Source organism: Streptomyces sp. NPDC054932, assembly GCF_053610205.1.
The window spans coordinates 1-14,531 of sequence record NZ_JBSGXU010000201.1 but is presented as its reverse complement, the minus strand read 5'-3'; the positions used below and the strand labels follow the sequence as shown (position 1 = coordinate 14,531).

The window sequence follows — 14,531 nt, the reverse complement described above, 5'->3', positions numbered from 1 at the left end:
GTGCCGGAGGGAGTCCCCGTGCACCGCCCGGCGCTGTCCTGACGGTCGTGGCTATGTCGGCCTGACGGTCGTGGCGGTCGTGGCGGTGTCGGCCGGGCCCGCTCAGGCGGCGAGCACCAGAGCGGTCGCGATCGCCGGGCCGAAGGCCCCGCCCAGCTGGTAGCAGAGGGCGAACAGGCCGATGGCGGTGGGGCGCTGGTGGTCGGGAGCGCTCGACACGGCGTCCACCGACAGCACGGCGTTGGACCCGGTCGCCGCGAACACCCCGCCCAGGGTGGCGACCAGCAGCAGCGGGCCCCAGGTCGCGAACACGGCGGTCGCCGCGGCCAGCACACCGACCCCGATCAGCACCGTGCGTACGGCCACCCGGCTCATGCGCGCCGAGGCCGCGGCCAGCAGCCAGGACAGCGCGGATCCGGTGAGCAGCGCGACGAGTTGACCCGTGCCCGCGGTGGCGACGTCCCAGCCCGCCCGGTCGGCGAGCAGTCGGGGTACGGAGAACAGCAGGGTGAAGTACGAGCCCGAGAGCGCGAGGGCGAGCAGCGCGGAGCCGAGGAAGAGGGGCTTGCGGATCAGTGCGGCCGGGACGAACCCGTCGGGGCGCCGCCGCACGTGGAGCGTGAGCAGCGTGGCGGCGAGGGCCGCGGAGCCGACGGCGAGCACCGGCGCGTGGGGCAGCAGGACCAGGGCGGTGGCGAGCGCCGTCAGCAGGGCCGCGCCGCGGGCGTCGAACCTGTCCTGCGGTGCGGCCGCCGGGGCCGTCGCGTACCGGTTCACGACGGGTACGGCCAGGATCGCGATCACGGAGACGGAGAGCGAGAGCCGCCACGACACGGCGTGCGAGAGCTGTGCGCCGAGGAGCGGTCCGGAGGCGCCGAGGATGCCGAAGCCGGCGCTGATCACGCCCATCCGGCGGGCCGAGCCCGCCAGGCTCATCGCGATCGCTGCCAGACCGGCGCCGCCGGCGGCCTGCGTGGCCCGGCCGGCGAGGGTGAGCGGCAGCCAGGGGGAGGCGGCGACGAGGAGCGTGCCGCCGACGAGGAGGGCACCGGCCAACCGGAGTGCCGCACGCAGGCCGCGGCGGCGCAACAGCCCGGCCAGCAGGGGAGTGCCGACGGCCATGGCCCAGGCGTAGGCGGCGACGAGCCAGGTGGCGGTCGGGGCGCTCACCCCGAGGGAGCGGGCCATGTCGGGAAGGATCAGTACGGGGGCATTGGCTCCGGCGGCCATGGGCGTGGCCATCAGCACCAGCCAGAAGACGGGGACGGGTCCGACCCGGGTACGGGTCTTGGCGGAGGCATCTGTGGAGGCCCCGGTGGAGGTGTTCGTGGCAGCCGGTGCGGGGGCCTGTGCGGTGGCCTGTGTGGAGGCCGGTGTGGTGGCGGAAGTGGTCATGGGTGGCGTCCGCTCCGATCCATCTCAAGACTAAGAATCTCAACGTTAAGATAAAAACATGCGGCCATCTCAACGTCAAGTGTCTTAACGTTGAGATATTCTGGTCGGACGGCGAGAGAAGGAGGAACACGGCATGAGCGACGCAGTGGATGCGATCGTCGGCCAGTGGACGGCGGAGCGCCCCGATCTGGCGGCCGGCCTGTGGCCCGTGGAGGTGATCGCCCGCATCCAGCGGATGAACCGGATCCTCGACAAGCACCTCAAGACCTTCGCGGCCGAGCACGACCTGGAGGTGGGCGAGCTCGACATCCTCTTCACCCTCCGCCGTTCCGGACCTCCGTACGCGCTCACCGCCGGCGCCCTCATCCCGGCGGCCATGGTGACCTCGGGGGCGATCACCAACCGCGTCGACCGCATGGAGGCCAAAGGCCTCGTCGAGCGGGTGAGGGACGGTCAGGACCGCCGCACGGTGCGGATCCGGCTGACGGAGCAGAGCCTCGCGATGACCGAGTCGATGATCACGGACCACCTGCGCCGTTACGCGGAGATGCTCGCCCCGCTGGACCCCGCCACCTGCGCCACGATCGCCGAGGCCCTGCGCACCCTCCTGGAGGCCGGCGGGGACACGTCGATCGGCTGAGCTCCTGCCGGACGCGCCCGCCCCACCGCTCGTACCGCTCGTACCGCTCGGTCTCCGCCCGTGACCGCTCCCGCGATCCCGGTACCCGAACGGGCCAGGCAGAATTGCCCGGTGCGGTATCTCATCCTTGGCGTCACCGAGGCGCGCGACGAGAGCGGCGCCCTCCTCCCCGTCGGCGGCGCCCGCCTGCGCGCGCTCCTCGCCGCCCTCGCCCTCCGGGCCGGCCGACAGGCCTCGGTCGCCGAACTCGTCGACGACGTCTGGGGCGACGACCCGCCCCAGGACGCACCCGCCGCCCTCCAAGCCCTCGTCGCCCGGCTCCGCCGCGCCCTCGGCGGCCGGGACACCGTCCACCACGCCCCCACCGGCGGATACCTCCTGGCCGCCGCCCGCGACGACATCGACCTGCACCGTTTCGACCGGCTGGCGATCCAGGGCGGCCGGGAACTGGCCACCGACCCGCAAGCCGCCTCCCGCACCCTGCGCACCGCCCTCGCCCTCTGGCGCGGCCCCGCCCTCGCCGACCTGCCCGAGCCCGCCCGCACCGCCCGTGCCGCCGGCGCCGAGGCCCGCCGCTCCGGCGTCCTGCGGCACCGCATCGAGGCGGACCTGCGCAGCGGCGCCACCGCCCCGGCCGCGCTCCTGCCGGAGATCGAGGCGCTGGTCCACGAGTCCCCGTACGACGAAACGCTGCGCGCGCAGCAGCTCCGTGCCCTGCGCGCCGCCGGCCGCCCCGCCGAGGCCCTCGCCGCGTACGAGCGCACGCGCCGCGCCCTCGCCGACGGCCTGGGCACCGACCCGGGCCCCGAACTCGCCGCCCTGCACGCGGAACTCCTCCGCCCCCGGCCCGAGCCCGAGGTCCCCCGGCCCGAAGCCCCGGAGCCTCAGCCCCGGCCCGAGGCCCCCCGCGGCAACCTCCGCCCCCGGCTCACCTCGTTCGTCGGCCGCGAGCCCGAACTCGCCGCCCTCCGCGGCGACCTGGCCCGCCTGCGCCTCATCACCCTCACCGGCCCCGGAGGTTCGGGAAAGACCCGCCTCGCCGAACACGCCGCCGCGGCCCACCCCGAAGCCGTCTGGATCGTCGAACTCGCCCGCCTGGACCACCCGGCGGCCGTGCCCGGCGCCGTCCTCAGCGCCCTCGGCCTGCGCGAGAGCTCCCTCGTCGCCCGCGAGAGCCCGGCCCCGGCCGCCGCCGACCCCACCACCCGCCTCGTCGAACACTGCACCCACCGCAGCCTGCTCCTCGTGCTCGACAACTGCGAGCACGTCATCGGAGCCGCCGCCGAGCTCGCCGAACGCCTCCTGACGCACTGCCCCGGCGTACGGATCCTGGCCACCAGCCGCGAACCCCTCGGCGTCCCGGGGGAGAGCGTCCGCCCCGTCGAGCCCCTGCCGCCCGACCCCGCCCACCGGCTCTTCGCCGACCGCGGTGCCTCGGCCCGCCCCGGCTTCAGCGCCGACGAGGACCCGGCCGCCGTGGCCGAGATCTGCGCCCGCCTCGACGGCCTCCCGCTCGCCATCGAGCTGGCCGCCGCCCGGCTGCGGCTGCTCACCCCGCGCCAGATCGCCGACCGCCTCGACGACCGCTTCCGGCTCCTGACCAGCGGCGCCCGTACCGTCCTGCCCCGCCAGCAGACCCTGCGCGCCGTCGTCGACTGGTCCTGGGACCTGCTGGACGAGGCCGAGCGCACGGCCCTGCGACGGCTGTCCGTCTTCGCCGGCGGCTGCGACCTCGCCGCCGCCGAGGCCGTCTGCGCCGACCCCCGCGACGAGGCCCCGTACGACGCTGCCGACGTCGCTGACGTCCTCGGCGCCCTCGTCGACAAGTCCCTCGTCCTGGCCGAACCCGACGAGGACCACGGCATGCGCTACCGCATGCTCGAAACCATCCACGAGTACGCCGCCGAGCGCGCCGCCGCCCACCCGGCCGACGCCCGGGCCACCGCCCGCCGCCACACCGCCCACTACCTCGCCTTCGGCGAGGAGGCCGACCCCCTGATCCGCTCCGCCGCCCAGCTCCCCTGGATCCGGCGCGTCGAGACCGAGCTCGACAACCTGCGCGCAGCCCTCCACACCTCGGTCGTCCGCGACGCCGACACCGAGGCGGCCTCGCGCCTCGCCTTCGCCCTGGGCTGGTTCTGGTGGCTGCGCAACTACCGTGCCGAAGGGGCCGAGTGGACCACCCGGATCCTCGCCCTCACCCCCGGCGTCCCCCCGGAGGGCTCACCCGCCTACTGGCGCTACATGCGCCTGCAGGTCCTCGACATGTTCCTGCTCGCGGAGAGCAACTCCGCGGAGAAGTTCCGCACCCCCGAGTACCGCGAGCTCGCCGCCCGCATCAAGAAGACCTTCCGCCACGGCTCCCCCGAGACCACCCTCTTCCCCGGAATGCTCTGGCCCGCGACGGCCTTCCTCACCGGCGACGCCCTCGACTTCCACACCAGCCTCGAGGAGTCCGTTGCCAACTGCCGCCGCCACGGGGGCGAATGGGAACTCGCCGTCGTCCTCATGCTCCGCACCCACGTCGCCATCGACGTCACCGGCGGCCTGCCCACCGTCGATGCCGACCTCGCCGAACTGCACGAGATCGCCCTGCGCGTCGGCGACCGCTGGACCCGTGCCCAGGTCGCGAGCGCCGCCGGGGAGGTCGCCCTCTCGCGCGGCCGGTACGCCGACGCCCGCGCCGAGTACGAGGAATGCCTGCGGCTCGCCCGCGAGGTCGGGGCCCAGGTCGAGGTGCCCTTCGCCATCGCCCGGATCGCCGAGGCCGCCTACTGCGCGGGGGACCTCGACGATGCCGAGCAGCTCCTGGCCGATGCCGACAAGGAGGCCCACCGGCACGGCGGGGTGTACGACGTCAGCACCTACGCCCGGCTCCTCTCGGCCCTGTTCGCGCTCCAGCGCGGCGACGACGTCACGGCCCGCGAGGAGTGCGAGCGGGCCCGCGCCGAGGCCGAACGGGTCACCGTGCCCGCCCAGCTCACCGCCGGGCTGGACACCGTCGATGCCGTCCTCACCGGCCGCGAACAGGGCCCGGCCGCCGGCCTGGCCAGGATCGGGCCCGCCCTCGCCGCCGCCGTCGAGGCCCGGTGCGCCGAGCGCATCCTGGCCGGCACGGCCGAGGCCGCGGCCCTGCTGCTGGCCGCCGCCGACCGGCCGGCCGAGGCCGTACGGGCCTTCGGGGCGGCCACCGCCTGGCGTGCGGGCCATCCGCGCTCGGTGCCGGAGAGCGGCGCCGTGGAGGGCCTGCCGGAGCGGACCCGCGCCCTGCTCGGCGCGGACCGCTACAGGCGGGAGGAGGCGGCCGGCGCGGCCCTCACCCCGGCCGCGCTCGCCGCGACGCTGTCCCAGGACTTCAGCGGCAGCTGAGCACGCCGTCGGCCCAGCTCGCCAGCGTCGGCCGGCTGCCCGGCCCGGCCCGCTCGACCACCAGCCGCAGTGTCCTGCGCCCCGCGAGGGGGACCTGCACGGCCGTCGGCGGATCCGCGTGGCTGAGGGCGTCGGACTGCCACACCCGCTGCCCGTCGGCGTACACGGAGAACCGCACCGAGCCGTTGGTGAAGAGCGACAGGCCGTCCACCCCGGCCTGCGCCGAGAAGCTCGTGCACTGCCGGTTGAGGGCGATCTCCACCGAGGAACGCGAGTTCACGGTGATGCCATGCGCGAACCGCCGGCCGCCCACCTCCAGCCCCCGGCGCTGCCACACCCAGCTGCTGCGCCAGGTCTGCAGCTCGGGGCCGCTGTGGTCCCCGTAGGCCGAGTGGGGCAGCCCGGCCAGCTGGAAGGCCTGCGGCGGCTTCGCGGGCGGCGGCGGTGTCGGCTTCGGCGAGGGCCGCTCCGGGGACGGCGAGGGCGAGGGCTTCTCCCGGCTGGGGGAGGGCGACGGGGAGGCGGAGGGCGAGGGCGAGGGCGTGGGCGTGGGCGTGGGCGCGGGTGCGGCGGAGGCCGGAGCCGAAGGCGCCGGCCTGGTCGGCGGAGCTACGGAGCCCCGCGCCGCCGACGGTTCCTGCGCGGGCGGATCCGGCTCGGCCGAGGGGGAGGCGGGCGTGTCCGGCACCGCCGGCGCAGCCACCGTGGGCGTGGGCTTCGCCCGGGCCTGCGGCTCGGTGTCGTCCCCGGTGAGCGCGAACACCACCCCGGCGGCCGCGGCGACGGCGATCCCGGCGGCGATGGCGGCCTTGGCCGGCAGCCCGAGCCCTTCGGCGGCCAGGGCACCCCCGCCCCCGCCACCCGCTCCGGCGGCCCCACCACCGGCACCCGCTCCAGCACCCGCTCCGGCGGTACCACCGGCGGCTCCGGCCGTGCCGCCGGCCCCTGCGGTCGACCCGCCGGAGGCGGCGGCCGCGGCCCCGGCCCCGCCCGCGGCGACGGCCCCACCGGCCAGCACCCCGGCGGCCTTGCCCGCGTACCCGGCGGCGAACCACCCGATGACCGCGACCGGAAGCAGCGCCGGAATGCCCGCGTTGACCACCTTGAGCTCACCGGCGGCCAGCCGGCACTTCGCGCACTCCTCCAGGTGTCCGCGCAGCCCGCGCTCCGCCCGCATCCGCAGTCCGCCCCGCGCATAGGCGCCCAGCCGGTCCGCGTACCGCGCGCAGTCGCCGCCCTCACTCAGCGCCGAGCTCACATGGGCCTGCAGATACGCCTGCTTGAGTCCCTCCCGGGCCCGACTGGCCAGCACGGCCGTCGCGTTGGCGCTCAGCCCGAACAGCGGCGCGATCGCACTCGGCGACTCCTCCTCGACGGTGGTGTGCCACAGCACGGCCTGCCACCGCTCGGGCAGGCTGCGGAATGCCTGCATGGCCAGCGACTGCTCGGCCTCGTGCATCGCCCGGACGTCCGCGCCCAGTTCGAGCGTGTCGCCCCCGGACAGGCCGGACAGCCCCGCGCCGCCCTCGCTGCCCGTGAAGGCCTGCTCTGCGAAGACGGCGAAGTCCTCGACGAGGTGCTCCCGCTTGGCGGTTTTCGCCCATGCCGCAGCGACCCTGCGTACGGTGGTCAGCAGATAGGCCCGCACCGACTGGTCCGGCCCCGCCCCGCCCCGTACCGCCTGCAGGGTCCGCGCGAACACCTCGGCGGTCAGGTCGTCGGCAGTGTGCCCGTCCCGGCAGCAGGTCCGCGCGTAGCGGCGCACGGAATCGGCGTGACGACGGAACAGTTCCTCGTACGCACCGTCGTCACCGCCCCGCATCCGGGCGATCAAGTCCCCGTCGGACGGCGGCAGCTCGCCAAAGTGGCCCCCGGGTCCGGAAGCACCCGACGAGCGTGCGTGCCGTCCACCCGGGGCTCGCTGGGCCGGCACCTGCCGGGCGGGCAGACTGCCCGCCTCCACCTCGCCGCCGCCACCGAGTGGCTCTTCCCGACCGTCAACGCTCATCGGGGAGACTCCCGCACGACACACTCAACCGGTACACCGGTCAAGCGTGTCACACGGGGGACGGGCGCCGGACCCCTCTGAGCACCGTCCACTCATCCGGGCACATTCCGGCGAATCGCCCCTACCGGGCCCGCCCTCGTCGACCCGCCGAGATCACACCGTCCGGGACCGCAGCCCTTCGAGCAGGATGTCGAGCAGCCGCGTCGCGGCCGCAGCCTGGTGCGCCGGGTCGGGCAGCGCGGGCGCCGCCGTCGCTATCACCAGCAGCACATCGGCCACCGTGACATCGGCACGCAGCTCACCGGCCTCCCGCGCCCGGTGCACCAGCCGGCCGACGACCTCCAGCAGCGCACCCGCACCCGCGTCGTCCGACGGCTCGTCCTCCGCCGCACCCCGCGTGCCCACGACCCGCAGGTCGGGACCCCCGGTGGCGGCCACGGCCTGCCGCTGCTGCGGAACCCGGGCGGCCTCCGCCTCCTCGGCCCCGTCCTCGACGGCCGAGCCGACCCGCAGCACCTGCGGCGGCAGCAGCCGCCCTGCACCCGAGGCCACGGAGGTGCGCAGGAAGCGTGACAGCGCCTGCCACGGCTCCTCCTCCTGGCCCAGCGCGGCCTTGGCCTGTTCGGTCAGCCGAGCGGTCTCCTCCTCGGCTATCCGCCGCACCAGGACGTCCTTGCTCGGGAACCGCCGGTACACGGTGCCGACACCGACCCGGGCGCGGCGCGCCACGTCCTCCATCGGAGCCCCGTAGCCCAGCTCGCCGAAGACCTCACGGGCCGCCCGCAGGACGTGCTCCAGGTTGCGCTGGGCGTCGACGCGCAGCGGCGTGGACCGGCCCACACCGTGCGTGGTGGTGCCGTTCGCGATGCCGCGGCCGCTGCTCTCGACCGAGAGCGCGGTCGCAGAACCATGGAAATCGGAAATGTTCATATGTATCCCCCGGTAATCATTTGTCTCCCCCCGGAGACACTCCCCGCCTTCACGCCGAGGGGGCCACGGTCTCGGGCCCGGTCCTACTCCTCGACGAGATACGAACATAGTTGAGCCAGAGTCAATTCAGAAGAGGCAGCCCCGGACGGAGCACCGCCCGATCGGAGCATTCACCCCCACTTTTCCGATCCGTGCCTCCGGAATCTGCCATTCCGCGCCGCCTGACCTGCGCATTCCTGCCACGATCAGAGGTCCTCTTCCACCCCGCCCCAGGGCCACCTCCGGTCACACAATTTGTCGGGCCTGTGGACAAACTCCCGGCCACGATGCGTCATGGGATGGTGAAGGCTGCTAACTCCCGGGGCACGGCCCCCGGTACCCCGCCCCGTACGCGCATCCTGATCGTCGGCGGCGGCTACGTCGGCATGTACACGGCGCTCCGCCTCCAGCAAAGGCTGAGAGCCGGCGAAGCCGAGGTCACGGTGGTCACCGCCGAGCCCTACATGACGTACCAGCCCTTCCTCCCCGAAGCGGCCGCGGGCGCGATCTCCCCCCGTCACGTCGTGGTCCCGCTGCGCCGCGTCCTCGGCAAGTGCCGCATCGTCATCGGCGAGGCCCAGCGCATCGACCACTCCAAACGGACCGTGACCGTCAGCACCCTCGCCACCGCCGACGAGGGCAGCGGCCCCGTCGAGATGGAGTACGACGAACTCGTCCTCGCCCCGGGCTCCATCTCCCGCACCCTCCCCGTCCCCGGACTCGCCGACTACGGCATCGGATTCAAGACGGTCGAAGAGGCCATCGGCCTGCGCAACCACGTCATCGAACAGATGGACATCGCCTCCTCCACCCGCGATCCCGCCCTCCGCGACGCCGCCCTCACCTTCGTCTTCGTCGGCGGCGGCTTCGCGGGCGTCGAAGCCCTCGGCGAGCTGGAGGACATGGCCCGCTACGCGGCGCGGTACTACCACAACATCAAGCCCGAGGACATGAAGTGGGTCCTCGTCGAAGCCAGTGACCGGATCCTCCCCGAGGTCGGCCCCGACATGGGCGTCTACACGATCCGCGAACTGCGCCGCCGCAACATCGACGTCCGCCTGGAGACCCGGCTCGAATCCTGCGAGAACCGCGTCGCCGTCCTCAGCGACGGCGCCCGCTTCCCCACCCGCACCGTCGTGTGGACCGCCGGCGTCAAACCGCACCCCATCCTGGCCGCCTCCGACCTCCCCAGGAACGAATACGGCCGCCTGGCCTGCACCTCCTTCCTCACCGTCGAAGGGGTCGAGCACGCCTGGGGGGCCGGCGACGCCGCCGCCGTACCCGACATCACCGCCGGCGAGAAGGGCCGCGACTGCGCCCCCAACGCGCAGCACGCCGTCCGCCAGGCCAAGGTCCTCGCCGACAACCTCCTCGCCGCCCTGCGCGACGAGGTCCTGACCGAGTACGCCCACAAGTACGCGGGCTCGGTCGCCTCGCTCGGCCTGCACCGGGGCGTCGCCCACATCTACGGCCGCAAACTGAAGGCGTACCCGGCCTGGTTCATGCACAGGGCCTACCACCTCAGCCGCGTCCCCAGTTTCAATCGCAAAATGCGCGTCCTTGCCGAATGGACCCTCTCCGGCCTCTTCAAGCGTGAGATCGTCTCCCTGGGTTCCCTCGAACACCCCAGGGCAGAATTCGAACTGGCCGCCGGCGGCGGCCCCAAACCCCCTCCCCCGCCCCCCGCCCCCAACCCCCCGCAGAACAGCCAGGGCTGACGTTGTCAGTGCGGTCCGCCACACTGGACGTGTGACCATAGGTGGGCTCACCCCTGCACAGAGTGACATCGTCCAGTCAGCGACCGCCCACGAGCGACACAGCGACCACTCGCGACACCACGAGGCTTGAACGCAGTGAACTTCACGCGCTGGAGCGCCCGGTTTCCCGGAACGCAGCGCCGCGCCGCCGCCCGGTCCGAACACGCCGCCGCCCAGGCCAAGCGGGGTGAAGGCGCAGTCCCGGCAGCCCGCGGCGGCCGCGCCGACCCCGGCTCCGAGCGGCCCGCGCCCACCGCCGACGGCCACCCCGCCGACCCCACGGTCTCCGGCACCGGAAGCGGCAGCGGCGACACCGTCACGGCCTCCGCCCCGCGGACGGGCGTCCTGACCGCCGCGCCCTCCCTCGACGAGCTCTCCGTACGCGAGGTCCTCGGCCGCCTCCCGGCCCTGGTCGCCCTCGTCCACGGCCCCGAGCACCGCGTCGCCTACGTCAACGACGCCTACACCGCCGGCTTCGGCGCGCGCACCTCCGGCGCACCCGCCCACGAGGCCCTCCCCGAACTCGGCGAGCTGGGCCTGCTCCCGCTCCTCGACCAGGTCCAGCGCAGCGGCAAGTCCCGTACCGCCAAGAACCGCACCGCACCGGGCGGCGGCAGCTCCTACACCGTCACCTGCACCCCCGTCGAGTTCCCCAAGACCGCCACCAGCACCGGCACCGGCAGCGGCAGCGGTAACGAGGCGGAGGCCCACCACACCGGCGTCCTGATCCACCTCGCCGACGTCACCGACCACGCCGAGGCCGTCGAAAGGCTCCGCGCCAGCGAGCGCCGCCAGCGCGAGGCCGCCGTCACCCTCCAGCGCTCCCTGCTCCCCCAGGAGCTGGAACAGCCCGACGACCTGCGCATCGCCGCCACCTACCAGCCCGGCGGCACCGAGGCCGCGGTCGGCGGCGACTGGTACGACGTCATCACCCTCGGCGCCGGCCGCACCGCCCTCGTCATCGGCGACGTCATGGGCCGCGGAGTCCGCGCCGCCGCCGTCATGGGCCAGCTGCGCACCGCCGTCCGCGCCTACGCCCGGCTCGACCTCCCGCCCCACGAGGTGCTCCAGCTCCTCGACGGACTCGCCGCCGAGATCGACGCCAGCCAGATCGCCACCTGCGTGTACGCCGTCCACGACCCCAACGAGGGCCTGCTCGCCTACGCCTCAGCCGGCCACCTCCCGATCCTCGTCCGCGACGAGGACGGCACCGTACGCAGAGCCGCCGACCCCACCGGCCCGCCGCTCGGCACCGGCGGCTGGCTGCACACCTCCGGCACCATCGCGCTCGGCCCCGGCTCCACCGCCGTCCTCTACACCGACGGCCTGGTCGAACGCCGCGGCGAGGACATCGACGAGGGCGTCGCCGCCCTGGAACGCGCCCTCTCCGGCGCCCAGGGCACCCCGGCCGTCATCTGCGACCGCCTGATGCGCGCCCTCGGCGTGGACGCCGATCACGACGACGACGTCGCCGTGATGGTCCTCCAGCAGCCCGCCCGCACCGGAGCGGACGCCGAGCTCTTCCACAACGCCGCCCTGGAACTCCTCGGCGGCATCGAGGCGGCCCCGCGCGCCCGCGCCTTCGCCCAGGGCGTCCTCGCCTCCTGGCGCTTCCCCGTCGAGCTGTGCGATCTCGGCGTGCTGGCCGCCAGCGAGCTCGTCGCGAACTCCCTCCAGCACGGCACCCCGCCCATGCGCCTGCGGCTGCGCCGCACCGACCGCCGACTGATCATCGAGGTCACCGACGGGGACGACCACCTCCCGCGCCGCCGTCGCGCCGAACCGGCCGACGAGACCGGCCGCGGCATCTCGATCGTCGCCACCATCGCTTCCTCCTGGGGCTCCCGCCGCACCCCGGGCGGCGGCAAGGCCGTCTGGTGCGAGTTCGCCCTGCCGGACAAGTAGCCGAACGCGAGGAAGGCCCCGGTCCACCCGGACCGGGGCCTTCCCCACACCCCGCACGTATATACGTACGGTCCTGCGGTCCTACGCGTGCGCGGGCACCGCGGCAACCTGGACGCCCTCGGTGTCCTCGACGTCCCCGGCGGCCTTCCCGGCCCCGACGGACGGACCGCCCTGCGCCACGACCCGGCTCGCCATCCACGGGTTGTCCTGCATCGGGCTCAGCCGCCTGCCGAGCCGCAGCGCCAGGGCGGCGATCCCGAGCGACACGAGCACGAAGACCCCGATGTAGAGCATCGGAACACCCGCACCGAGCGGCACCCCGAGCGGACCCAGCGCCAGGGCCATCTGCTTGACCAGCGCGAAGGCCGAGTTGTACTGGCCCACCGAGCCCTCGGGGGCCAGGTCGGCCACCAGCGGCGCCAGGGTCGGCGACAGCATGGCCTCGCCGATGCCGAAGAGCGCGTACGTGGTGATGAACGCGGCGGCGGCCATCATGGCGCTGCCGTGCCCCAGACCCGAGAACCCGGCGATGACCCACGCCACGGTCCAGATCAGCCCGACGAGCGCGATCACACGGGACCGGCGGCGCTTCTCGACGAGCTTGAGCACGACGAACTGCGCGACGACGATCGCACCGGTGTTGGCGGCGAGGGCGAAGCCGAGGGTGGAGGGGGAGATCCCGGCGGCCTCGGTGCCGAAGGCGGCCAGACCCGACTCGAACTGTCCGTAGCAGGCGAAGAACACCACGAAGCCCAGCACGCACAGCTGCACCATGGCCTTGTGCCGGAGCAGCCGCTTCCAGCCGCTGCCGCCCGTCTGGGACGGGTCCTTCGGCACGGCGTCCTTGATGTTCGGCACGTGCGGCAGCCGCACGCTGAGGATCACGCCGGCCAGCACGAGGAACATCACGGCCTCGATGCCGAACAGCAGGGTGAAGCTGCCGGGCCGGTTCTCGTCGACGATCTGGCCACCGAGCAGACCGCCGATGCCCAGGCCCAGGTTCTGCATGAAGAACTGGAGGGCGAAGGCGCGCGTCCGCGTGGACGGCGTGGAACACCACACGATCATCGTGGCCAGGGCGGGCTGCATGACCGCCTGCCCGGCGCCGAGCGCCAGGGCGGAGAGCAGGATCGGCACGATGCCGGTGGAGAGACCGAGCGAGAGCGCACCGACCGAGGCGGTGACGGCCGCCCCGATGACCACGGGCACCGGACCACGTCGGTCGATGACCCGACCGGTGAAGGGCAGCGCGACGAGAGCGCCCAGGGCGAAGGCCACGAACGCGCACGTGGCGGCCATGGAACCCAGATCCCGCACCTGCGCCACATAGATGTAGAGGAACGGAACCGTGAAACCGATGCCGAACGCGGTCAGCGCGTTCCCGGCCTGGATCCGCCGCATCGCAGCGCCCATCACCTTGGTCACTTCTCACCTGCCTTTGAGACCTGAAGCCTGAAGACTTCATACCTAAACTTCAAGCCTTAACAGTACACACCGAAGGAGTTAGACGCCAACGGGCTCGTGCGATACTTCGACCCATGGGTGACACCCCCGACGGCACTGCGGCCGTCCACGAGCCGAGCCTCGACGAACAGATCGCCGTCTATCAGCGCGAGTTCCAGGACCTGGACCCCCAGGTGGAGAAGGTCGTCTCGGCGCTGAGCCGCCTGAACCGCCGCATGAACGTCGCGTACGGCCGCCAGACGGCGGCCCTGGGCATCAGCAACGCGGAGTGGGAGGTCCTCAAGGCCCTCGTCATCTCCGGTGCCCCCTACCGGATGGGCCCGAGCGAACTGGCGAAGCAGCTGGGCCTCACGCCGGCGGCGATGACCCACCGGATCGACCGCATGACGGCGGAGGGCCTGGTCACCCGGGAGCGGGACGAGTCCAACCGGGTCCGCGTGATCGTGGAGCTCACCGACGAGGGCCGGAGCAAGTGGCTGGACGCGATGCGCGCGGCCACGGTCTTCGAGGAGGACCTCCTCCAGGACCTCTCCACCGCGGAGCGTGGGGTACTGGGCGACATGCTCGCCCGCCTGCTGGACCGCGTGGAAGACCTCCAGTCACCCAGCTGACCACCGGGGTTGACACCACCCCGGTGGATCCGTAAGATTCTTCGAGTTGTCCCAGAGCCGGAAGGTTTTGGCGACAACAAATCCCGCCGCCTCGTCGCGGCACCCAACTCAGCACGATCTCCCACTGGGAACGAATTCGGCATGCCCGAATTCATTTCCGAAGGCCGATTATGAATCGCCGGGGAAATCCACTAGAGTTCAGGAGTCGGAAGGGCCCAACAGCCCGGAAGACAAACCCCGCTGACTGGGGGTCAGGCCCGAAAGAGTCTGATAGAGTCGGAAACGAAGAACAGAACGAAAGCCCGGAGGAAAGCCCGAGAGGGTGAGTACAAAGGAAGCGTCCGTTCCTTGAGAACTCAACAGCGTGCCAAAAATCAACGCCAGAAGTTGATACCCCGTCCACTTCGGTGGAT

At 73.3% G+C, this 14,531-nt stretch carries 10 protein-coding genes; 5 read left to right on the top strand and 5 right to left on the bottom strand.

The window, feature by feature from the left end; all coding sequences use genetic code 11:
* Positions 1-102: 102 nt before the first annotated feature.
* A complete protein-coding gene (locus ACWGE1_RS34655; RefSeq protein ID WP_453424430.1) occupies positions 103-1,395 on the bottom strand; it encodes an MFS transporter in 1,293 nt (430 codons plus the stop codon).
* 133 nt (positions 1,396-1,528) lie between these two features.
* Here ACWGE1_RS34655 and ACWGE1_RS34650 point away from each other — a divergent pair, with 133 nt between their 5' ends.
* Entirely contained in the window at positions 1,529-2,035 is a 507-nt protein-coding gene (locus ACWGE1_RS34650; protein WP_453424429.1) for a MarR family winged helix-turn-helix transcriptional regulator, read from the top strand.
* Between the two features lie 111 nt (positions 2,036-2,146).
* Positions 2,147-5,404, top strand: coding sequence for an ATP-binding protein (locus ACWGE1_RS34645; protein ID WP_453424428.1), 3,258 nt, complete (start codon positions 2,147-2,149; stop codon positions 5,402-5,404).
* On the opposite strand, the gene ACWGE1_RS34640 is transcribed toward ACWGE1_RS34645, so the two are convergent.
* Both ACWGE1_RS34640 and ACWGE1_RS34635 read right to left on the bottom strand, forming a co-directional pair.
* A complete protein-coding gene (locus ACWGE1_RS34640; RefSeq protein ID WP_453424427.1) occupies positions 5,391-7,412 on the bottom strand; it encodes a sigma-70 family RNA polymerase sigma factor in 2,022 nt (673 codons plus the stop codon). The two genes, ACWGE1_RS34645 and ACWGE1_RS34640, sit on opposite strands and share 14 nt — an antisense overlap.
* A 153-nt stretch (positions 7,413-7,565) precedes the next feature.
* Positions 7,566-8,342 carry a TetR family transcriptional regulator gene (locus ACWGE1_RS34635; protein ID WP_453424426.1) on the bottom strand — a complete coding sequence of 259 codons (777 nt, stop codon included), beginning with the start codon at positions 8,340-8,342 and terminating at the stop codon, positions 7,566-7,568.
* A 338-nt stretch (positions 8,343-8,680) separates the two neighbouring features.
* Here ACWGE1_RS34635 and ACWGE1_RS34630 point away from each other — a divergent pair, with 338 nt between their 5' ends.
* Together ACWGE1_RS34630 and ACWGE1_RS34625 are read left to right on the top strand one after the other, a co-directional pair.
* A complete protein-coding gene (locus ACWGE1_RS34630) occupies positions 8,681-10,099 on the top strand; it encodes an NAD(P)/FAD-dependent oxidoreductase (protein ID WP_453424425.1) in 1,419 nt (472 codons plus the stop codon).
* Between the two features lie 135 nt (positions 10,100-10,234).
* Positions 10,235-12,043, top strand: coding sequence for an ATP-binding SpoIIE family protein phosphatase (locus ACWGE1_RS34625; RefSeq protein ID WP_453424432.1), 1,809 nt, complete (start codon positions 10,235-10,237; stop codon positions 12,041-12,043).
* 81 nt (positions 12,044-12,124) lie between these two features.
* Here the strand turns inward: ACWGE1_RS34625 and ACWGE1_RS34620 are convergent, their stop codons facing one another.
* Positions 12,125-13,456 (bottom strand): MFS transporter, encoded by a 1,332-nt coding sequence (locus ACWGE1_RS34620; protein ID WP_453424431.1) that lies wholly within the window; start codon positions 13,454-13,456, stop codon positions 12,125-12,127.
* 125 nt (positions 13,457-13,581) lie between these two features.
* On the opposite strand from ACWGE1_RS34620, the gene ACWGE1_RS34615 reads away from it, so the two are divergent.
* A complete protein-coding gene (locus ACWGE1_RS34615) occupies positions 13,582-14,118 on the top strand; it encodes a MarR family winged helix-turn-helix transcriptional regulator (protein WP_030733189.1) in 537 nt (178 codons plus the stop codon).
* A 198-nt stretch (positions 14,119-14,316) separates the two neighbouring features.
* On the opposite strand, the gene ACWGE1_RS34610 is transcribed toward ACWGE1_RS34615, so the two are convergent.
* Positions 14,317-14,531, bottom strand: a 215-nt coding sequence (locus ACWGE1_RS34610) for a hypothetical protein (RefSeq protein WP_453424424.1), incomplete at its 5' end; no start/stop codon positions are given.

Bases quoted from the DNA above. Each gene is read 5' to 3' on its own strand.
- ACWGE1_RS34655 (WP_453424430.1), bottom strand. From the start codon at position 1,395: ATGACCACTTCCGCCACCACACCGGCCTCCACACAGGCCACCGCACAG.
- ACWGE1_RS34650 (WP_453424429.1), top strand. From the start codon at position 1,529: ATGAGCGACGCAGTGGATGCGATCGTCGGCCAGTGGACGGCGGAGCGC.
- ACWGE1_RS34640 (WP_453424427.1), bottom strand. From the start codon at position 7,412: ATGAGCGTTGACGGTCGGGAAGAGCCACTCGGTGGCGGCGGCGAGGTG.
- ACWGE1_RS34635 (WP_453424426.1), bottom strand. From the start codon at position 8,342: ATGAACATTTCCGATTTCCATGGTTCTGCGACCGCGCTCTCGGTCGAG.
- ACWGE1_RS34630 (WP_453424425.1), top strand. From the start codon at position 8,681: ATGGTGAAGGCTGCTAACTCCCGGGGCACGGCCCCCGGTACCCCGCCC.
- ACWGE1_RS34620 (WP_453424431.1), bottom strand. From the start codon at position 13,456: ATGGGCGCTGCGATGCGGCGGATCCAGGCCGGGAACGCGCTGACCGCG.
- ACWGE1_RS34615 (WP_030733189.1), top strand. From the start codon at position 13,582: ATGGGTGACACCCCCGACGGCACTGCGGCCGTCCACGAGCCGAGCCTC.